Source organism: Streptomyces sp. NPDC050535 (assembly GCF_044457665.1).
GTDB lineage: Bacteria > Actinomycetota > Actinomycetes > Streptomycetales > Streptomycetaceae > Streptomyces.
The window spans coordinates 86,536-106,542 of the sequence record NZ_JBITHE010000014.1 but is presented as its reverse complement, the minus strand read 5'-3'; the positions used below and the strand labels follow the sequence as shown (position 1 = coordinate 106,542).

Annotated in this window: 20 protein-coding genes; 6 read left to right on the top strand and 14 right to left on the bottom strand. The window is 69.6% G+C overall.

The window, feature by feature from the left end; translation table 11 throughout:
• Positions 1–42: 42 nt before the first annotated feature.
• Entirely contained in the window at positions 43–1,125 is a 1,083-nt protein-coding gene (locus ACIBLC_RS28135) for a dipeptidase (RefSeq protein ID WP_399214032.1), read from the bottom strand.
• Positions 1,122–2,513, bottom strand: a complete 1,392-nt coding sequence (locus ACIBLC_RS28130) for an amidohydrolase family protein (RefSeq protein WP_399214030.1) — start codon at positions 2,511–2,513, stop codon at positions 1,122–1,124. The genes ACIBLC_RS28135 and ACIBLC_RS28130 overlap by 4 nt, the downstream gene beginning before the upstream one ends.
• A gap of 176 nt (positions 2,514–2,689) precedes the next feature.
• Between ACIBLC_RS28130 and ACIBLC_RS28125 the strand changes: the two genes are divergently transcribed.
• From ACIBLC_RS28125 to ACIBLC_RS28115, 3 genes are all read left to right on the top strand, one after another.
• Positions 2,690–3,628 (top strand): IclR family transcriptional regulator, encoded by a 939-nt coding sequence (locus ACIBLC_RS28125; RefSeq protein ID WP_399214029.1) that lies wholly within the window; start codon positions 2,690–2,692, stop codon positions 3,626–3,628.
• Entirely contained in the window at positions 3,625–4,575 is a 951-nt protein-coding gene (locus ACIBLC_RS28120; RefSeq protein ID WP_399214028.1) for an ornithine cyclodeaminase family protein, read from the top strand. The genes ACIBLC_RS28125 and ACIBLC_RS28120 overlap by 4 nt, the downstream gene beginning before the upstream one ends.
• A 167-nt stretch (positions 4,576–4,742) precedes the next feature.
• Entirely contained in the window at positions 4,743–6,761 is a 2,019-nt protein-coding gene (locus ACIBLC_RS28115; RefSeq protein WP_399214026.1) for an ATP-binding protein, read from the top strand.
• A 398-nt stretch (positions 6,762–7,159) separates the two neighbouring features.
• Here the strand turns inward: ACIBLC_RS28115 and ACIBLC_RS28110 are convergent, their stop codons facing one another.
• Together ACIBLC_RS28110 and ACIBLC_RS28105 are read right to left on the bottom strand one after the other, a co-directional pair.
• Positions 7,160–8,224: a DegT/DnrJ/EryC1/StrS family aminotransferase gene (locus ACIBLC_RS28110; RefSeq protein WP_399214025.1), complete on the bottom strand. Its 1,065-nt coding sequence runs from the start codon at positions 8,222–8,224 to the stop codon at positions 7,160–7,162.
• Positions 8,225–8,577: 353 nt separating this feature from the next.
• Positions 8,578–8,853 carry a helix-turn-helix domain-containing protein gene (locus ACIBLC_RS28105; protein ID WP_399214024.1) on the bottom strand — a complete coding sequence of 92 codons (276 nt, stop codon included), beginning with the start codon at positions 8,851–8,853 and terminating at the stop codon, positions 8,578–8,580.
• 63 nt (positions 8,854–8,916) lie between these two features.
• On the opposite strand from ACIBLC_RS28105, the gene map reads away from it, so the two are divergent.
• Complete coding sequence (gene map, locus ACIBLC_RS28100) at positions 8,917–9,684, top strand: type I methionyl aminopeptidase (RefSeq protein WP_399214023.1); 768 nt, start codon at positions 8,917–8,919, stop codon at positions 9,682–9,684.
• A gap of 53 nt (positions 9,685–9,737) precedes the next feature.
• Here map and ACIBLC_RS28095 read toward each other — a convergent pair whose 3' ends face one another.
• On the bottom strand, positions 9,738–10,478 hold the full coding sequence (locus ACIBLC_RS28095) for an SDR family NAD(P)-dependent oxidoreductase (RefSeq protein ID WP_399214022.1): 741 nt from the start codon (positions 10,476–10,478) through the stop codon (positions 9,738–9,740).
• 87 nt (positions 10,479–10,565) lie between these two features.
• Here ACIBLC_RS28095 and ACIBLC_RS28090 point away from each other — a divergent pair, with 87 nt between their 5' ends.
• Positions 10,566–11,240 carry a GntR family transcriptional regulator gene (locus ACIBLC_RS28090; protein WP_399214021.1) on the top strand — a complete coding sequence of 225 codons (675 nt, stop codon included), beginning with the start codon at positions 10,566–10,568 and terminating at the stop codon, positions 11,238–11,240.
• Between the two features lie 103 nt (positions 11,241–11,343).
• Here ACIBLC_RS28090 and ACIBLC_RS28085 read toward each other — a convergent pair whose 3' ends face one another.
• The 3 genes from ACIBLC_RS28085 to ACIBLC_RS28075 form a co-directional block, all read right to left on the bottom strand.
• A complete protein-coding gene (locus tag ACIBLC_RS28085; protein WP_399214020.1) occupies positions 11,344–11,880 on the bottom strand; it encodes a PepSY domain-containing protein in 537 nt (178 codons plus the stop codon).
• Between the two features lie 85 nt (positions 11,881–11,965).
• On the bottom strand, positions 11,966–13,270 hold the full coding sequence (locus ACIBLC_RS28080) for a sensor histidine kinase (protein ID WP_399214019.1): 1,305 nt from the start codon (positions 13,268–13,270) through the stop codon (positions 11,966–11,968).
• A complete protein-coding gene (locus ACIBLC_RS28075; protein ID WP_399214018.1) occupies positions 13,267–13,959 on the bottom strand; it encodes a response regulator transcription factor in 693 nt (230 codons plus the stop codon). The genes ACIBLC_RS28080 and ACIBLC_RS28075 overlap by 4 nt, the downstream gene beginning before the upstream one ends.
• Before the next feature lie 101 nt (positions 13,960–14,060).
• Here ACIBLC_RS28075 and ACIBLC_RS28070 point away from each other — a divergent pair, with 101 nt between their 5' ends.
• Entirely contained in the window at positions 14,061–14,546 is a 486-nt protein-coding gene (locus tag ACIBLC_RS28070; RefSeq protein WP_399214017.1) for a hypothetical protein, read from the top strand.
• 30 nt (positions 14,547–14,576) lie between these two features.
• On the opposite strand, the gene ACIBLC_RS28065 is transcribed toward ACIBLC_RS28070, so the two are convergent.
• From ACIBLC_RS28065 to ACIBLC_RS28040, 6 genes are read right to left on the bottom strand one after another with little or no spacing between them, the layout of a single operon-like run.
• A complete protein-coding gene (locus ACIBLC_RS28065) occupies positions 14,577–16,070 on the bottom strand; it encodes an amidohydrolase family protein (RefSeq protein ID WP_399214016.1) in 1,494 nt (497 codons plus the stop codon).
• A gap of 32 nt (positions 16,071–16,102) precedes the next feature.
• Positions 16,103–16,465: a hypothetical protein gene (locus ACIBLC_RS28060; RefSeq protein WP_399214015.1), complete on the bottom strand. Its 363-nt coding sequence runs from the start codon at positions 16,463–16,465 to the stop codon at positions 16,103–16,105.
• Positions 16,462–17,358, bottom strand: coding sequence for an extradiol ring-cleavage dioxygenase (locus ACIBLC_RS28055; RefSeq protein WP_399214014.1), 897 nt, complete (start codon positions 17,356–17,358; stop codon positions 16,462–16,464). The genes ACIBLC_RS28060 and ACIBLC_RS28055 overlap by 4 nt, the downstream gene beginning before the upstream one ends.
• Before the next feature lie 7 nt (positions 17,359–17,365).
• The gene (locus tag ACIBLC_RS28050) at positions 17,366–17,905 is read right to left on the bottom strand and encodes a DoxX family protein (protein WP_399214013.1); all 540 of its coding nucleotides are present in this window, start codon (positions 17,903–17,905) and stop codon (positions 17,366–17,368) included.
• On the bottom strand, positions 17,898–18,710 hold the full coding sequence (locus tag ACIBLC_RS28045; protein WP_399214012.1) for a citryl-CoA lyase: 813 nt from the start codon (positions 18,708–18,710) through the stop codon (positions 17,898–17,900). The genes ACIBLC_RS28050 and ACIBLC_RS28045 overlap by 8 nt, the downstream gene beginning before the upstream one ends.
• A complete protein-coding gene (locus ACIBLC_RS28040; RefSeq protein ID WP_399214011.1) occupies positions 18,707–19,867 on the bottom strand; it encodes a CaiB/BaiF CoA transferase family protein in 1,161 nt (386 codons plus the stop codon). Before ACIBLC_RS28040 ends, ACIBLC_RS28045 begins: the two co-directional genes overlap by 4 nt.
• Between the last annotated feature and the right edge of the window lie 140 nt (positions 19,868–20,007).

Sequence of the window (20,007 nt, the reverse complement as noted above, 5' to 3'; positions counted from 1 at the left end):
GCACCCTGGACGCGCGCTTGCACGGCCGCCCTCCGGCGAGAGTTACGGAGACGAAGCCTCCGGCGTCCACACCCGGTCGGCGTAGTCCAGGAAGTTGGTGCCGAGGATCTTCTCGATGCGGCCGGAGCTGTAACCCCGCTGTTCAAGACGGCGGATCAGGTCACGGAACTGGTCGACTCCCCGCAGGTCGAGCACGAACGGCAGCGTGTCGTCCCGCTCCCCCGCCGCGCCGACGCCGGCCTCGCGCCGCAGGGCAACGTGCTCGGCGAGTTGCGCGCGGTAGGAGTCGAGGTCGTCGATGGAGGTGACGGTCCCGTCGGTGCCGATGCCGACATGGTCCTCGCCGCACACGTTCACCGCGTGGACGATGTGCTCGACGACGTCGGCGGCGGTCGCGTGGCCGGACAGGTTCAGGAACGGCATGAAGTAGATGCCCACGAAGCCGCCGCGCGAGGCCACCAGGCGCAGTTCCTCGTCCGTCTTGTTGCGGGGCAGGTCGGCGAGGGCCCGGCAGCCGGTGTGGTTGATCGACACGGGGAGCCGGGCCGTCCTGGCGGCATCCAGGCAGGTGCGTTCACCACTGTGGGAGAGGTCGACCATGAGGTGCTGCTCGTCCAGGGCCTCGACGACGCTGCGGCCGAAGTCGGTCAGTCCCCGGTTGTCGGGCGCCATCGAGCCGTCGCCGATGTGGTTGGCCTGGTTGTACGTGAGCTGGACGACCCCCACGCCTCTATCGGCGAACGTGGCGATGCGGCCGGTGTCGTCACCGACGGCCACGGCGTTCTGGAAGCCGTAGATGACACCGACCCGGCCCTCGCGCCTGGCCCGGTGGACGTCGGCGACGGTACGGACCTTGAGGAGGTCGGCCGCGTTGTCGCGGATGATCCCGTCCCACACGTCGATCTCGTACAGCGTGTGCTCGTAAGGCGGCAGGTCGCCCATCGTGTAGCCGAGCGTGATGTTGACGGCGGTGAGACCCGAGGCGTGGGCGTCGGCCAAGGTGCGCGCGTCGATGGTGAGTTGCTCGCTGGAGGGGTTGAGCTCGGCGGCGGCTTCGGCCGACTGCGGCGCGTTCGGGTTGTCGAGCTGCCCGAGCGCGTTCACGATCAGAGGGAGGGCGGTCATCGGGTCTCCTCGCCGCGGTGGGTCGCTCCGGGCTTCTCGCCCTCGGGGGAGGGGACTTGGGTGGACTGCTCCGCTCGGGAGGCGGTGCCGTCGAACTCACGGCGATGGAAGCGACGGCCGCGCTTGACGGTCAGAGTGACGCTCCGCAGGTGCTCGATGTCCAGCAGCGGATCGTCCTCCAGGACAACGAAGTTGGCCAGCTTGCCCGCTTCGACGCTGCCCATGACGTCCTCCGCGCCGGCGCTGCGGGCGCCGATCAGTGTGGCTGAGCGCAACACCTGCTCGGGTGACATCCCGCAGCGGCGCACGAGGAAGGACAACTCCTCGTACAGAGCCGGGAATAGCTCCTTGGGGTCGGTCTCGTAGTCCGTGCCGGTCGCGATGTCCACGCCGGCCCGGTGGGCCTGCGCGGTGAGCACCGCGGCGAGTTCGGTGTTGGCCGCCGCCCGCGCCGCGTCCTCGGGTCCCTCACCGGCCAGGGCCTCGCTCGCCCACATGCCGGCGGTGGCGTCGAGGACGGTGCCGCGGCGTCGCATCAGAGCGAAGAGTTCCTCGACGCGGGGGTCGTCTCCGGCGGCGAACCTCTCGTACGCGACCCTTGGTTTGTGCTTGTAGCTCGTCAATGGTTCGTCCGTGCCCTCGAAGGCGAGCAGGGTGACGTGCGAGACGCTGTCCGCGCCGGCCGCGACGATCTGGCCGGGTGACGCCGGGAAGACGGTCGCGTGGGCCCAGACGGGAATGCCCTGACGGTGCGCCTCCGCGGTGATGGCGGCGACGGTGGTGTGGTCGAGGTCCGCGTACACCTTGATTGCCGAGGCGTGGGTTCCGCGGGCCAGCGCGACCGCCATGCGCAGGTCGGTGTCCTTCGTGATCGCCTGCATCCACGGCACGGCGCCGGGCGTCTCACCCTGCGACACCTGGTGGGTGCGCGGGTCGTCGAAGAAGCCGGGGCCCGCCATCAGCGCCGCGTACCGGATGTCGGGAGAGGGGATCTCGCCGACGAGTGCGGCCCGCGCCAGATCTCCCACCTGACGCAGGTCGTCGGCCATGTCACGGATGGCGGTGACACCGCTGTAGACCAGCCGACGGAGCACCGCCTCGGCCACGGGCCGGTCGGGCGGGGTCGCAAGGTGCTGGTGCGCGTCGACCAGTCCGGGGACGACGAAGCGGCCTTCCAGGTCGAAGACCTGTGCGTCGGCGGGCAGTTCCGCGGCGATCGTCGCGTCGTCGCCGACCGCTCGGATGACCTGACCGTCGACCACGATCGACGTGGAACGCCGGGCGGGACGCCCGGTTCCGTCGAACAGCGTCGCGCCGCGGTACAACGCGACGGTTCCGTCAACCGCGGGCGCGTGCGGGGCCGATGCCCCCGAAGCCTCGTCCGTCATCTTCACCTCGTCGTAGCTATGTCTGGACCGTCGCGGCACCGTCACGGCCGGACGACTGTCCGTCCGGCCGATGCCCGGCTCCTGGAGTTGTTACGCTCTACGTAACAGACGTATCGTTCCGCGAAACATGGGCTACCGTACGCTCACGTCCGGCGGCATCACAAGGAGGGTCCGCATTGCCCGCAGAAACACGGACCGCGGTGGACAAGGCCCTCGACCTCGTAGAGGCCGTGGCGCGGGCGCCGCAGCCGCCGCGCCTCACCGACCTGGCCGAGGAGGTCGGCCTGCACCGTGCGACCGCCTATCGGGTGCTCGTCGAGCTGGTCAGGCGTGGATGGGTGCTGCGCGCGGGCGACCGCTATCTGCCCGGTACGGCCGTCCTGCGACTGTCGTCCTCGGCCGCCAGGAACTCGCTCGGAGCCCTCGCCCGGCCCGTTCTCGACGCGTTGTCCGAGCGCACCGGGATGATGGTCAACCTTCAGGTTCCCGAGGTCGACCGCTCCCGCGTGATCGACGTCGTACGGCCGGAGCGCCTCGCGATGATCAGCCGTCTGCTGGGCGAGGCCCTGCCGGTCCACCGGTTCGCCGGTCCGCTCGCCCTGGTCGCCGCCCTCGAACCTGCCGACCGGGCCCCCTACGTCAAGACCGCCGAGGCCGACGGGTATCCGCTGGAAGGACCTGACGGACTGCTGGCCGACATCGAACGCACCGAACGCACCGGATTCGCCGTCGAGTACGGGCGGAACGAACAGCCTGTCGCCTCGCTCGGCCGAGCCGTGCTCATACGTCCGGGCGCGCCGGTCTGCGCCCTGACCGTGGTCGGCCTGGGCGCGGAGTTCGACGAGACCCGGCTCGCGCTGCTGCGGGAGTCGCTGCGCGAGGCGACGGACGAGCTGGGCCGGATTCTCGCCGGTTCCGGATCACCCGCACCGGGTTCAACACAGATCTCGATCCCGTCCACCGCCACCGCCACCGCCACCGCCATCGACGCGGCCGGGCCCGGTCCCCTCTCCACCTCCACGGACTCGGCCCCGGGCGCGGCCAGTTCCCTTGCTACGACCGAGTCCTCGACGGCCGCCGCCGACGTGCCCCCATCCACGGAAGGTCCGGCATGAGCGAGATCCGTTTCCTGGACAGCGCGCAGACACGCGCCGCGCTCGAACCGCGGCGCGTGATGGATGCCGTGGCGACGGCGCTGGTCGCGATCGCCCGTGACGAGGTTTCCGCGCCCCCGCGGATCGCGGCGCACGCCCCGGGCGGTCTGCTCGGCGCCATGCCCGGTCACGTGCCCGGCCTCGGGCTCGCCGCCAAGCTCGTCTCCGTGTTCGCCGATCCCGAGCGGCCCGGGCGCAGCAGTCACCGTGGCATCGTCGCGCTCTTCGACGCGATGGACGGCCGCCCCCTGGCCCTGATGGACGCCGAACCACTCACCGAGCTCCGCACCGCCGCGAGCGCCAGTCTGAGCGCCCGGGCCCTGGCCCGTCCGGACGGCGGCCCGGTCGCCGTCGTCGGAACGGGCGCGCAGGCTCGCGCCCAGTTGACCCTGCTCGCGGAGCTCGATCCCACGACCCCCGTCCTCGTCGCCGGCCGTGACCCCGGGCGGGTGGAGAGCGCGGCGGCCCTGCACCCCGCCGGCCGGGCCGCGCGGAGCATCGAGGACGCCGTACGCGAGGCCGGAACGGTGTTCTGCTGCACCGGCGCCGTACAGCCGGTGATCCACCGCGACTGGCTCGCCCCCGGCACGCACATCAGCTCAGTGGGCGGCTCCCACGGACCCGAACTGGACGCCGCGACCGTCCGCGACGCCACCCTCTTCGCCGAATGGTCCGGTGCCGCTGCCACCCGGCCCCCGTCCGGTGCGCACGAGTTGCAGGGCCTCCCGCCCGAGCGGCCGGTGACACTGCTCGGCGCGGTCCTGGCCGGCGACAGCCCCGGCCGCCGCGACGACAGCGAACTCACCCTGTTCAAGTCGACCGGTCACGCCGCCCTCGACGTCGCGGCCGCCCACGTCGCTCACGCCGTCGCCCGTGGGGCGGGATGGGGCCTGTGCGTCGCCATGTAGTGCGGTCGGGCCCGAGAGGTCAGGTGGAGTGCTCAACCTCGTCGGCTACAGGCACCGTTCGATCGAATAGCTGCCGAACTCGATCGCTTGTGACTGTTTTCCGTAAGAGCGGTTGGACCTGCGCGCGGGCTAGGCAGGATAGAGCTGTGGTAGGCAACCTCCCCGTCATGACGACCAGCTTCGTCGGCCGCGACAGCGAACTCGACAGAGTCACAACGGCGTTGGCCCAGCACCGAACGGTCACCCTCACCGGTGGCGGCGGTGTCGGTAAGAGCCGTCTGGCCCTGCGCGTCGCAGAGCAGGTCAGGAGTCGGTACGCCGACGGGGTCTGGTGGGTCGACTTGTCCAACCTCTACGACGACCGGTTGTTCACCACCACGGTCTGCGACGCGGTCGATCTCCTGGACCACAATCCCCGCGCCCCCGTCGAGGCGCTGTGCGAATGGCTGACCGGCCGGGAGGTCCTGCTCGTCTTCGACTGCTGCGAACGCGTGCTGGCCTCCTGCCTGGCTCTGGTGAGCGAACTCCTCACCGCCGCACCGCAGTTGACCGTCATGGCCACCAGCAGAAAGCCCCTCGGTGTCCATGGTGAGCACCGTATCGAGGTGGCTCCGCTCTCCATGGACGACGGCGGCAGCGGAGACGCGGTGCGCCTGTTCCGCGAGCGCTGCGCCACGGCTGCTCCCACCGTGTCCCTCGACTCCCCCGACTCCACCGAAGCCGTATCCGCCATCTGCCACCGTCTGGAGGGAATACCGCTCGCCGTCGAACTCGCCTGCGCGCGCCTGCGGGAGAGCAGCCTCACGGAGATCGCCGAGCGCCTCGGCTCACGACTCGACACTCTCGTCGACGAGACGGTGTGGCCGCGGCGCCACCGAGCCCTTCGCACGGCCATCGGCTGGAGCCATGAACTGTGTTCCCCACTCGAGCGCCTGCTGTGGGCCAGGCTCTCTGTCTTCCGCGGCCCTGTCGAAGTGGCGGACGCCCAGTCCGTCTGCGCGGGCGGTCCGCTGGGTGAGCACGACATCCCTCGGCTTCTCGAGCGGCTGGTCGATCAGTCTGTCCTCCAACGGGCGGGCACCCGCTACCGCATGCTCGACACATTGTGCGAGTACGGAGCCATGTGGCTCGCGGAACTCGGTGAGGAGCGCGCCCTCGTCCGACTCCATGCCGCGCACTTCGCCTCCATGCTGGGCAGGGCCGAAGCCGGCTGGCTCAGCGACCGGCAGGTCGCCTGGTACGCGCGGATCTCCGCGAGCCACGCCGACATCCGCGCCGCGCTCGACCACCTCATCGAGGCGGAACCCGTGGCCGCCGTCGAAATGGCCGGCCGAACGGGCCTGTTCTGGCCCTGCTGTGGGCACCTCCACGAATCCCGCGACTATCTAGAACGCGTCCTGGCTCTCGACACGCCCAAGGGTCCGTCCCGCACCCGCGCACTCTGGGCCCTGGGCATCACCCTCACCCTTCAGGGCGACCACCACACCGCTCTGCGCGTCGGGGAGCAATGCGCCGAGGCGGCGCGACTGGACGGCACCCCGCAGTCCGAGCTCTTCGCCGGTCACACGCTCGGCCTCACCCACCTCATGGCCGGCCGTCCCCAGGCCGCGTACGACGTGAGCGACCACGCCTTGATCGCCCACAGCACGTCGCCCCCCGCGGGCGCACCACAGCTCTGCTGCATGGTGATCCGGACCTTCGCCCATTCCGCGCTGGGCCAACTGACCGAGGCCTACGAAGCGGCCATCGGCCTGCGCCGTCTCAGCCTCCAGTACGGCGAGCACTGGGCGCGGTCGTACGCGTTCCACCAACTCGCCTTCATCGACCTCCTCCAGGGCCGCGCGCACGACGCCGAACGCCACGCACGAGCCATGCTCACCAGCAAGCACAACCTCAACGACAACCTGGGAATCGCCCTCGCCCTCGACCTTCTCACCGGAGCGAACGCCGTCCAGGGCAACGGCGTTGGGGCCGCCCGCACATCCGGAACCGGGAACACCTTCTGGCGCATGCTCGGCCACCCGAATCACGGCACACCCGAACTCTCCGAGGTCCGTGACCAATGGGAGCTGCAGGCCCGCGAGGCGGCCGGTGACGACGCCTACGACGAGGCCTTCCACGATGCGCTGACCGACGACGCCGAACACAGCCTCGCCCTCGTGCTGCAAGGCCCCCCGCCCCCCTGAGGCACAACCATGGCGCCCCCTGGGAAGAGGGTGCATACGAGCTCTCACGCCACCGGCCTCCTCCCAGGCCGCCTCGGCGAACGACGCGTAGGAGGCGACGAAACGCGCGCACCGCTCCAGCGCGGTTCCCGCCACCGTGCGTCGCCGCAGGTCCTCCAGCGCGACCAGTACCGGTCGCGTTGCCGCCGTCCCGATACCGGTGGCGGGGACCACCGCGACCAGAGGTTCGTACTCCGGCAAGGCCCCCACATGCGAAGTTCCGTATACGGAAGCCTCCTTGGCCAAGGGCGCGGAGGGCCAGGCGGTCGTCCGACGACCCTCCAAACGGGTGAACCGGCACCGTCACCCCGCCTGCACATCGCGGTCCAGCGGATGGACCGAGCGGCCCGAGGGTCCGGTCAGTGGCAGGCGAGCACGGTGTGGATCACGTGATCGATCTCCTCCTGGGTGAGTTCTGGTGCGATGGGCAGACAGACGGTGCGGGCGGTGAGGTCCAGGGCGTGCTCCGCGGAATCCACGCGGTGCGGAAGGTGGGAGAAGGCGGGCTGTTGGTGCGGCAGAACCGGGTAGATCCGTTCGACGGTGATCTGCGCCTCGGCGAGCCGGTCGGCCAGGCGTCGGGCCTCCACCACGGTGGGCAGGGTGATCCAGTACTTGTAGTAGGTGTGCGGGCGGCCCGGTGCGTCGGTCGGCGTCTGCAGAGGCAGGCCGGTGAACGCGGTGTTGTAGTGGTCGGCGATGGCACGGCGCTGCTCGATCCACTGTGGAAGCAGGCTGAGCTGGTGGGTGATGACGGCTGCGTCGAGTTCGCCCAGCCGGCCACGGTGCCCCGGGACGTGGTGGACGTGGCGGTCCCCGTACCGGCCGAGGTCGACGAGTTGACGCAGCAACGGGACCATGTCGGAGTCGCGTGCGATGAGCAGCCCGGCGTCGCTGAGGCCGCCGAGGTTCTTGCCGGCCCACATGGAGAAGCAGCCGATGTCGCCCAGGGTGCCGGCCGCCCGGGCGTGGTGGGTGGCACCAGCGGCCTGGGCGCAGTCCTCGATGACGGCGAGGCCGTGCCGTCCGGCGATCGCGTCGAGGGCGTCCATGTCGGCGCACTGGCCGTACATGTGGACCGGGATGACAGCTTTGGTGCGTGGAGTGATGGCGGCCCGTACGGCGTCGGCGCACAACGTCCGGGTGCGCGGGTCGATGTCTACGACGACCGGGACGGCGCCGGTGCGCGCGGGAGCGAACCCGGTGGAGACGAACGTCAGCGCCGGCACGATCACCTCGTCTCCCGCCCCGATACCGAGCGCCCTGCAGGCTGTCTCCAGGGCCATCGTGCCTGAACTCGCGCCCACCGGATGGCCGCCCCACAGCCGACCGGCCACACGTTCCAGTTCCTGTACTCGCGGCCCGCCGTGGAAAATCCCGCTGGAGATGACGTCGTCGGTCAGACGCAGAACCTCGGCGCGCATCGCCCGCAGCCGACGATCATGAACCTCAGCGGGAACAGCGAGGACACTCGGTGGGACAGTGATGCTCATCAGGGTGGAGATCCGTTTCCTTCTCATACCGGCACCGAACGGCAAGCCGGAGAACCTGCAAGGGGAAAGGTGACCGGAGCCCGGGAGACGGCGCCATCGGCGGTGTCCGCATGGCAACCGTGACGACGGGTCCCGCACGCTACCCATGACCTGCGGCACGGCATGAAGTAGCGATCACACGCCGGACAACGATCATCATCTGCCGGGGTCACGCGGCGAGAGTCGGCATTCCCCTGCCATGTCCGGACCTCTGCCTTTCGGTCGGACTGCGGATCTCCTGATGTTCAGGCCGACATTGCCCGTTCGCCGGCGTCGACGTCTTCCGCGCAGGCCGCGGCCAGGTCGTCGAGTGACAGATGCAGGGCGTGGGCCAGGGCAGTCACGGTGAAGAAAGCCGGGCTCGGGGCCCGGCCGGTCTCGATCTTGCGGAGGGTTTCCGCGGCCACCCCGGCGGCCGCTGCCACGTCGACCATGCTGCGGTCACCGCGGGCCTCGCGGAGCAGTGCCCCGAAGCGCTCTCCACGTTGCCGCTCCTGCGGGCTCAGAGGAACTCTCACCATGTCCGTGATACTAATACCGGTATAAGTATTGGGTAGCGTCACATCGCAGGGAGCACACGACACATGGTGGAGATCAAGACCGACAAGGCACTGGAGTCCATGCGGGAGGCCGGTCGCGTCGTGGCCGACGCACTCGCGGCCGCTCGCGCAGCGTCAGCCGTGGGAGTGCGCCTGCGCGAGCTCGACGAAGCCGCCCGCGCCGTTCTGGCCGAGGCCGGAGCGAGCTCCCCGTTCCTCGACTACCAGCCCTCCTTCGCCCCGATCCCCTTCCCGGCCGTACTCTGCGCGTCCGTCAACGACGCCGTCGCGCACGGCATCCCCAACGACTACCGCCTGCGTGACGGAGACCTGGTCAGCGTCGACTGCGGAGCCGAACTCGACGGCTGGACCGGCGACGCCGCGATCAGCTTCACCGTCGGCACCCCTCGCCGCGCCGACCTCGAACTGATCGCCGCCACCCAGCAGGCCCTGGACGCCGGCATCGCCGCCGCCACCACGGGCCACCGCATCGGCGACATCTCCCATGCCATCAGCACGGTCGCCCGCAAGGCCGCCTGCGGCATGCCGGCCGACTTCGGCGGCCACGGCATCGGCCGCCAGATGCACGAAGACCCCCACGTCCCCAACCACGGACGACCCGGCCGCGGCTTCCCCCTGCGCCACGGCCTCACCCTCGCCATCGAACCCATGCTCATGGCCGGAGGCCACAACGACTACTACACGGACGCCGACGGGTGGACGCTGCGCACGATCGACGGCAGCCGCGCCGCCCACTTCGAACACACCATCGCCATCACCCAGGACGGCCCCCGCATCCTCACCCTGCCCTGATCTTGAACCCGCGCGCCAGGCCGCCGAACGACAACGGCCACTCCAGGAAAGCATCACGAAGACGCGTAGGCGCCGCCGTTCACATGAACCACTTGACCCGTGACATGGCCGGACTCAGGACGGGCGAGGAAGAAGATCATGTCCGCCACCTCCATCGGAGTTGCCGCCCGACGATCGAACGCGGCGGACACCCGCGACTGGACCCACTCGTCCGAGACCGCGCCGCCGAAGAACTCGGTGTCCAGCGTGACGCCCGGGGCCACTAGGTTCGCCGTGACCGTGCGCTGCGCCAGAGTGCGAGCGGTGTCGACGTTCCACGCCTCCAGCGCCGCCTTCGCCGAGCCGTATGAGCCGGAGCCCCGTTTCGCGGCGATCGAACCGACCGTGACGATGCGGGCGCCTTCCGCAAGGCGAGGCTTGAGCGCCTCCGTGACCAGGACGACCGGGAGCACGTTGGCCTCGAAGTTCGCGCGCCACGCTGCCGCGACCCCGGCCAGGTCGCCCTCGGCAACGGCCTGTCGGCGGCGATCGGTGTTGCCGCCCGCGTTGTTGACCAGCACATCCACCCGCTCCGGCAACTGATCGAGCGCCGCCTGGACGGAACTCGGGTCCGCGGCATCGAAGGCGAGGTAGGACACACCCAGTCGCGCGGCCGTGTCGGCGAGAACGTCCTTGCGCCGCCCGGTAATCGTCACGCTGTGCCCGCTGTTGACGAACAGTTCTGCCGCAGCCGCGCCGATCCCGGTACCGCCCCCGGTGATGACGACGAAGCGGACTCCATCTGTGGTTGTCATGCCACAGAGTCTCCGGCCTCTAAATTCGAGAAGTCAAGAGATTTTCGAATATCTTGCTACTCATCGAGCATGTGTAAGGTGAGGTGCATGCCCAGCGCCGCCAAGACCCGCACCGACGACGTGCACGATCGCCTGCGCGCAGACATCCTCGCCGGCCGTTTCACGCCCGGGGAGCGGCTCAAGTTCAGCCCGCTGTGCCGTACTTACGACGCAAGCGTCGGGCTGGTCCGCGAAGTGCTCAGCCGTCTGTCCGAACAGGGCCTGGTCCACGCCAGCCCTCAGGTCGGCTTCCAGGTGTCCCCCATCTCCGTGGACGATCTCGTGGACCTCACGCGCACCCGGATCGACGTCGAGTGCCTGGCCCTGCACCGCGGGATCGAGCGCGACGACCTGACATGGCGTGCGGAACTCGTCGCCGCCCACTACACCCTGGCCAACACCGCGCGGCGCGACGCCGCTGACCCCGCCCGCGTCACCGCCGCCTGGGAAGACGCCCACGCCGCTTTTCACACAGCCCTGCTGTCCGGTTGCGGCAGTCCACGCCTCTACGCCATCGCGACGTCATTGCGCGACAGCGCCCTCCTGTACAGGCGTTGGTCGGAAGCACTTGACCAGTCCGACTCGGCACGCGATCCAGCGGCCGAGCACTCCGCGATCCTCGAGCATGCCGTACACGGTCGCGCAGACGAAGCCGCTGCCGCCCTCGCCTCCCACATCCAGCTGACGACGACACTGATTCTCGAAGCGCAGTCCACGAATTAGCCGTCCGGGGCGGAGAACGGAATGTCCTCCGCCCCTGACAGCCCAACTCCCTGTCCGCGGACGGGATCCCGAAGATTGATCACGACTTCACACGGCAATGCACCTAGTCGTCACTGCCACCCCTGTGGTCGTCGGCCCCGTCGCCGTGATGACCACCGTGGTCTTCGCTCCCGGAGCGATCGTCGTCACCGCCCCTGTGATGATCGTCAGGCCCGTCGTCGTCCGACTTCCTCTCCGCCCTCGTGATCTGGCCGTTGCTCCGGTCGACATACACCTTGTACCGGCTGCCGTTCCTGAGAATCTTCACGCTCCACGCCGTACGACCGTGCTCCACTTCCGATTCGATCTCGGTGATCGTCCCACCGCCCACGTGGGCAAGGGCGATCTCTCCGGCGCGTCCACTGCTCACCGACGCGGCGGCGTTGGCGGGCGTGGTCGGACTCACCGTCACATCGGCCGTCACATCGGCCGTCGGGCTCGGCGTCGGGATCTCGGTGGCTGTTCCGGAAGCGGTCGCGGTCGGGGCCGACGATGCGCTCCGGGTGGGTGTCGCGTCCTGGTTGCCGCCCGCCAGAGCGGTTCCGGTGATCGCGGCAACCAGCGCCCCCGCCGAGAGCAGGATGACTGATGTGCGTTTCATGACGAACCTCCTACGAATGCCGTGTGGTGCTCGGAGGTTCGCGCGAGCCGGGATAGGGCCGCGCTGCGGCAGTGCTAACAGCGGGCTAAGGCTGCCCGTTCGGGACCGGACCAGGCGAGGGCGGCCCCAGCTCCAGAGTCACCCGGGCGCCGCCGGCCGGGCCGGTCGCCAAGTCCAGCCGTCCTCCACTGGATTGGGCGACGCGACGGGCGATGTCCAGTCCGAGGCCCGTGGAACCGCCACGGCTGGCGCCACGACGGACCAGGTCGGCCGACAGCCCGGGGCCTTCGTCCGCCACCGTCAGCAGGCCTCCGCCGCCGGCCCGGGGCTCCAGGGTGACGGCGAACGCGGTGCCGTCGGGTGTGTGGGCGAACACGTTGCCCAGCAGAGCGTCCAGAGCGGCGGCGAGTTCGTCGGCGGGGACACCGACGTGCAGTGGGCCGCTCGCCGACACGTCGAGGGTGACCGCGCGGCCGGTGTCCTCGGCCAGCACGGTCCAGAAGGCCACCCGGTCGCGCAGCGAGGTGGTCGCCTCACAGGTCGCGTCCACGTCGGTCTCCCGACGGTGGCGGGCCTGGCTGATCAGGCCGGTGACCGCCCGTTCCATGGCATCCACGCGCGCCGCGATCCGGGGCGCGTCGGCGTCGGACAGGGACTCGGCCTCCAGCCGCAGGGAAGTCAGTGGCGCGCGCAGGCGATGAGACAGGTCGGCGACCTGCTCGCGCTCCTCCCGGAGCAACTCCTGGATCCGGTCGGCAAGGTGGTTGAGCGCGCCGGCGACCTCGCGCAGTTCCGGCGGGCCGACCGGGCGGGCGCGTGCCGTGAGGTCTGCGCGGGCCAGCCGGTGGGACACGGCGGACAGTTCCCCGATAGGGCCGACCAGGGCGCGGCTGAGCCGGTCGGCGACGAGCAGACCGAGAAGCAGAGCCGCGACACCGAGGCCGACGAGCACCAGCCAGGCCCGGGCGACCCCGCGGGTCAGTTCGGCGGCGGGCACGAAAGCGCGGATCACGGCAGTGCCGTCCGGCCGTCCCAGAACGGCGATCACTATCTCGCGGCCGTCGGACCGTTCCACGGTCCTGCTGACTCCCGCTCGGGCCGCGAGCAGCACGGCGCTGGTCCGTGATGCCGGTGTGCCCAGCACCTCCCCGTCGGGCAGGAAGACCGTGATCGGCGCCCGGGACCCGGCGGCCATGTGCTCGACGCTGAACCGCAGGGTGTCAAGGTCAGCGGTCCCCACCAGCGAGACGAGGCTCTGCGCGTCGGCGCTCGCGGTGACGACGGCCCGGTCCTGAGCCACCGTACGCAGCAGCAGTGCCAGGGGCACCACGAACGCGAGGAGTGCCAGGCACATGGTGGCCGCGACGAGCAGGGTCAGGCGACGCCTCATCGGCGGTCCCCGGGCGCGCTCAGCCGGACTCCGACTCCCCGCACGGTGTGCAGGTAACTCGGTGCCTGCGCGGTCTCGCCGAGTTTGCGACGGAGCCAGGACAGGTGCACGTCCACCGTCTTGTCGGCACTGCCGTAAGGCACCCGCCATACCTCGGTGAGCAGTTCCCGCTTGGTGACGACCTGCCCGGCACGGCTGGCGAGGTGGTACAGGAGGTCGAACTCGCGGGGAGTGAGATCAAGGTTGGCACCGGCAAGGCTCGCCTCGCGGGTGCCCGGGTCGATGCGCAGGTCACCGACGACCGCCGCGGCCACGCTCTGCGGGGAGTTGGGGCCGCGCCGGAGCACCGCCCGTATGCGTGCGTCCAGTTGGGCAGCGGTGAACGGTTTCACCACGTAGTCGTCCGCGCCGGCGTCCAGCCCTCGGATGATCGCCGCCTCATCGTCCCTCGCCGTCGCGATGATCACCGGTACGGAGCTGACCGCACGCAACATGCGCAGCAGTTCGATGCCGTCCAGATCCGGCAGGCCGAGATCGAGGATGACGAGGTCCGGACGCTCGTCCAGCGCGGTCTGCAGGCCGCCCATCGCGGTGTGCGCGGCGGCGACCGCGTGATCGCGCTCGCGCAGGGCACGAATCAGCGGCGTCCGTATCGTCGGGTCGTCTTCGATGAGCAGCAGTCGCACCACGCGGGCACGCTATCCGAGCCGACGGCCGCGCCTACCCCGTTAACCGTCTCTTAGGGTTCCCCGGTGCTGTCGTTAACGAGGGCCGGGGCATAGTCGTACGCATGCCCTCCCGCACACTGCTCGCCCTGGCCGGCTGGACGGCCGCCGCCACGGCCGCCACGCTCACCGGTCTGGCAGCCGTCCATGTCATCGGTGACGGGATCACTGCCTCCACCGACGGCGGAGTACTCACCCCGCGGCAGGTCGAGCAGCAGCTCGCGGCGGCGAAAGCCTCAACGTCGGCCGCTCCGGGCCGGCAACCGAGCTCCACGGCTCCGACGGACCTCCCGACCACCACCCCGGCACCCTCGACCACTGTGGTCAAGAAGACGTTCTCCACTCCTGGCGGGACCGTCATCGCCCAGTGCGACGGCACGACGGTGCGGCTCCTGTCCTGGGCCCCCGCTCAGGGATACGGCGTCGAGAGCGTCGACCGAGGGCCGGACGAGCGTGCCGAAGTGAAGTTCGAGGGAGCAGCCGGCAAGGTCGAAATCCGAGTGCGGTGCGTGAACGGCGAACCCGCCGGATCATGGGAACAGGACGACTGACACTTCGACGCCCAAGCAGCACGAGTAACGTCACTTCTCTGGTGGCGTGTTCGCTGAGGCAGGATCGTCCGGCGCGTTGCGGTAGTCGGTGTAGGTGTAGGGGTTGTCGAGCACCTTCGACTCGGGGATGTCCGGGTGCATGCCGGCGGCCCACTCCTCCTCGCCCAGTGTGCCGCGAAGGTATTCGACGGTGCCCTCGATCGCCTGACGGGTCTTCGGGAGGTCGGCGCCGACGAGGTGGCCGTCGTACTTCAGGACCCGGCCGTTGACCAGGACGGTGTGCACGTCGCCGCGCTGGGCCTGGAGCACGACGTGGCCGTACGGGTTGACTATCGGGAACATGGCGGGCGACTCGTCGTTCTTGATCAGTACGAGGTCTGCGCGCTTGCCCGGTTCGATGCTACCGACGATGCCGTCGAGCCCGAGGGCCCGGGCGCCTCCGCGCGTGGCGTACTCCACGACGTCCTCGGCCCGCAGCGCGATGTGGGTCACGGTGTCGCCCTTCGCGTGCGCCTCGAAGTGCTCGCGCGTGCGGTCGGAGGAAAGGGTCGCCCTCATCGCGGCGAACGCGTCGGCGCTCCACCACACGCTGGTGTCGACGGAGAGGGAGATCGGGATGCCGTGCCGGCGCAGCGCCCAGCTCGATGGGTAGCCCTGGCCGCAGGACGCCTCGCTCTCGGCTGAGACCGACGCGTGGCCGCCGGTGGCCGCGATCCGGTGGTAGGAGTCGTCCGAGAGCGTCGCGGCGTGGACGTAGACCGTTTCAGGGGTCATGAAACCGTGCTCGTGCATGAGCCGGATGCCGTTGTCGTTGGTGGCGCCCCAGACGCCCGCGTGGGTGGTGACGGGGGCGCCGAGTTCGCGGGCCGCCTCGAAGGCCGCCTTCTCCGGGAAGGCCGGGTCGCCGGTGACGTCGAAGGCGAGTTGGAAGCCGAGCATCTCCGAGCGGGGCATGCGGCGCTCCACGAAGCTGCGGAAGTCGGGCGAGGCGGTCCACTCCCATGGCGCGCCGTGGATGTTGCCGTAGCCGAGGACGAAACGCCCGGGTACCTCTTCGAGTGCGTCCACCGCGGCTTCGGCATGCTCGATCGTGGACAGACCGTGCGACCAGTCGACGCTGGTGGTCACTCCGGAGTCGACCGCCTCGATCGCCGAGAGGAGGTTGCCCGCGTAGTAGTCCTCGGGGCGGAACTTCTTGCCGTGTTCGAGGTAGTTCCAGACGAAATACTGGGTGAGGGTCCAGTCCGCGCCGTACCCGCGCATGGCGGTCTGCCACATGTGCCGGTGGGTGTCGATCATGCCTGGCATAAGGATGCCGCCGGACGCGTCGACTTCGACGGTGCCATCGGGCACCTCGACATGCGGAGCGACCGCCTGGATGGAGTCGCCGACGACGAGGACGTCGCCGGACCGCAGGACGGTGTGTGCGTCGTCCATCGTCAGGACCAGGCCGCGACGGAAAACAACGGCGGGAGCGGCGGCGATCTCCTCCGGTGTCGGAGTGGTTGGGCTGCGGTCTGGCACGGCAGGTCCTCCGGTCGTACGGGGTGGGCAGGTCAGGTCGCGATGTCGGGGTAGGGCTGCGAGAGATGCGACAGCTTTCTCGCGTAGTCGAGCTGCATCCCGAGCGGTTCTGTGAAGTCGCGCTCGAACATGGCGATCCAGAGGGTGAGGGTGAGGAAGGGGTGGGCGCCGAGTTGGAACAGGGTGATGTGGTCGTGGGCGGCGAGCGCGGTCCGTTCCTCGTCGGTGAAGGAGAGCCAGGTGCTCTTCTCCGCGGCGACGCAGTTGAGGATCCGGTTGGCTTCCTCGGCCTCCCACCACGCGAGGGTGCCGGCCGGGTCCTCGCGGTAGCGCTCGGTGAGCTCGTGGTCCCGGTCGATGGTGAACAGGAACTTGTTGACGAGGTACTTGCTCACAGCAGCGTTCCCTTCGAGGCCGGCGGCGGACCGGTGATCAGGTCGGGGTTGGGATACCAGGTGAAGTAGGCCTCCATGGTGTGGAAGAGGTCGAGGTTGGCGGCGTAGTCGGCCTTGCCGTAGCCGGCGATCCCCATCATCAGCATGAAGTCCATGAAGCCGTGGGTGGCGTTGCCCGGAACGTGCAGGCTGTCGAGGCTGACCTCGGCCAGGCAGCCGTCGATGTCGCCGTCGGCGATCCAGCGCACCGCCCGCGCGTCGAACTCGGGGTCGGGACCGTGTGGGCCGAACTGGCGCGGCCCTCCGAGCTCGAGGGAAAGGTGGCCGGTGCCGATGACGGCGACGCGCAGGTCGCTCGGCCAGGCGTCGATGATCTCGCGGATCGTCTGTCCCAGCTTCACGAAGCGCTCGGGTCTTGGCAGCGGAGGGGCGAAGATGTTGGTGTAAATAGGGACGATCGGCAGGTCGTTCTGCGGGCGGACCGTGAAGATCGGGCAGGTGATCGAGTGGTCGACGCGCAGTTCGTTGGAGAAGGCGAGGTCGAAGCCGCGGTCGATGCCCTCACGGAGCATGTACGCCGAGAGCTCCTCGTCGCCTTTGAAGAGGAGTTTGGGAAGGCCGAACTCCCGCATCTCGTTTTCCCAGTTGCCGTCGTAGTACGGCGCCTTGCCGATCAGGAACTGGGGCATGTTGTCGAGCCAGAACTGATGGAAGTGGTCGGAGCCGACCATCACCAACACGTCCGGCCGGGCTCGGGTCAACGTCTCGCGGTACGACTCGACCTGCCGCACCCACTCGGCGGCGAACGGCGGCGCCTCTTCAGCCGGAAGCCGACTGGTCCTGTAGTAAAAGGGGTGGTGCGTGGTCGCGAGGATCGCGACAAGCTTGGCCATCTGCTGTTCACGCTCTCTCGTCGGTGGGGCCGGCGGGGTGGGATGGGTGGGCCAGCAGTGCACGCCGCCGGTTCAACAGGGGTGGAACGGCGGCCAGTACGCCGATGACGATCGCCACGACCGCTCCCGGGGCACCCGCGTCCGGCAGGTCGGCGACGTTGTCGATCGAGATCGAGCCGGGTCCGGTGAACGCGAGGCACGCGGCGATGGCGGCGTACGCCACGGGGACCTCGTAGCCGCCGAGGTGAGCCCAGAGGCCGTTGACCGTGTTCGGCGCGGCAGCCACGATCATCGTCCCGATCACCGTCGCGCAGCCGACCCGGGTGAACAGGCCGGTCGCGAGCAGTGTCGCCCCGAGCAACTCGCAGGTGGCGGCGAGGCCGACGTGGAAGCGCCCGGGGCGGAAGCCCCACGACTCGAAGACCTCGGCGGTCTTGTTCAGTCCCTTGCCGCGGAACCAGCCGACGCTCTTCTGCAGGGCGTGGCCCGCGAGCAGCGCGGCCAGGAACAGCCGCAGGGCGAAGAGCCCTATATCGGCCTCACCCATCGTCACCACCTTCCAGAAGGGTTGCCGGATCGACGAATTCCGCGTTCCTCTCGACCATCAGGTAGGCGTCCATGGCGACGGGCATCCGCAGCTCCTCGGCGAGCTGGCCCAGCAGGCCGGCGGCGCGGGCGAGCAGCGCGAATCCGCGGAGCAGCTCCATCGGGAGTCCCAGGTCGGCGAGCGCGGCGCCGACGACACCGGCTCCGTTGAGGACGAGCCGGCGTCCGAGGAACTCCTCGTGGACTCGGCCGATTGCCTCGAACAGGGCCAGGTGAGGGCCGTAGCAGGTTTCCTCGCGGGCGATCCTGATCAGGGCCGGTGTACGCGGGTCGAGCTCCTTGTGGACCGGGTGGCCGAGTCCCGGAATGATCCGCTTCCCGGTCCGCGCCTCCTGCACCACGGTCCGGGCCGCCTCGTCCCAGCCCGCGTCGTCGGTGGGCGGTTCGGGGAGCTTCTCCACGACCGCGCCGAGGAACTGGCCGCAGTCCTCGGTGACGCCCAGGAACCGCGAGCCGCCGCCCAGCAGGCCTGCGGCCAGCGCGCCCTGAACCGAGTCCGGGGCGGAGAGGAAGGTGAGCCGGGCCGCGATCGCTGTCGGAGTGAACCCGTGATCGGCCAGCGCCAGCAGGCAGGCGTCGAGCATCCGGACCTGGCCGGGAGTGGGCACGCGAAGCGTGACCATCCGGTGGACGAGCTCGGTCAGGCTGACTTTCCCCATCAGGTCGTCGGCGAGATCCTCGCCGAGGAGTGTGATGGTCGACGTGGTCGACATGCCGAGTGAGGTCGGGAAACGGAGCTCGCTCATCGGTCCTCTTCCCGGGTCTTCAGCCACTGCCGCAGTTGCTCACTGTGCTGACCGACCGTGGGTGGGGCGAGGTCGTAGCGGACCTCTGAGCGTGAGAACCCGATGGGGTTGCGGACCAGTGGGACGGCATCGGTCCCTTCCCCCACCCGCACCACGGGTTCGAGCCCGAGGCCGGCGGCGAACTCGACGCCCTCCGCGATCGTGTTGATCGGCCCGGCCGGAAGTCCGGCACCGACGAGGAGGTCGAACCACTCCGCCCGGGTGTGTGCCTGCAGGAGCTTCTCCAACATGGGACGGAGCACCTCGCGGTTCTCCGTGCGGTCACCGACCGTCTTGAAGCGTCGGTCCTCGGCCAGCTCAGGGGCTCCGAGCACTCTCACGAGAGTGGTGAACTGCCGGTCGTTGCCCGCGATCACGATCATCTCGCCGTCCGCGGTCCGTAGCGACTCGTACGGGAACAGGCTGGGGTGCGCGTTGCCCATCCGGCGGGGCACGACACCGCCGGCGACGTAGGCGCCCGTCTGGTTGACCAGGCCGGAGAGCGCCGAGGAGAGCAGGTTGACGTCGACATGCTGGCCGAGCCCGGACTCCTCGCGTTCGTGCAACGCGGCGAGTATGCCGATGAGGGCGTGCATGCCGGTCATCACGTCGAAGACCGAGATGCCCGCACGGTACGGCGGCCCCTCCGCAGGGCCCGTCAGGCTCATCAGCCCCGACATCGCCTGCACCAGCAGGTCGTATCCGGGAAGGCGTGCACCGCCTTCGGAGCCGAAACCGCTGATCGAGGCGTAGATGAGGCGCTGGTTGTCCGCAGAGACACTCGTGTAGTCGAGGCCGTATTTGGCGAGCCCACCGGGCCGGAAGTTCTCGATCATCACGTCGGCGCGAGCGACCAGCTCATGGGCTACCTCTAGGTCGTCGCGGTCCTTGAGATCGAGTGCGATCGAGCGCTTGTTGCGGTTGATGCTCAAGTAGTACGTCGACACGTCGTCGCGCGTGGGCGGGACCCACGTACGGGTGTCATCGCCACCGGGACCTTCGACTTTGACGACGTCGGCGCCGAGGTCGGCGAGCAGCATCGTGGCGTAGGGCCCGGCGAGGATCCGGGAGAAGTCGGCGACCAGCAGGCCGCTGAGCGGGCCGGCGGCAGAAGGCATGGGGTGAGCATCCTTTGGGATTGTCCGCTAGGCGGTCAGTCGTCCGTTTCCTTTACTGTGTGACGGCCAAAAGGACCTGTCAAGGTCGCTCACACCATCTTTTCCCTGCCCGCCAGCCAGGCAGTCCAGCAAGCCAAAGC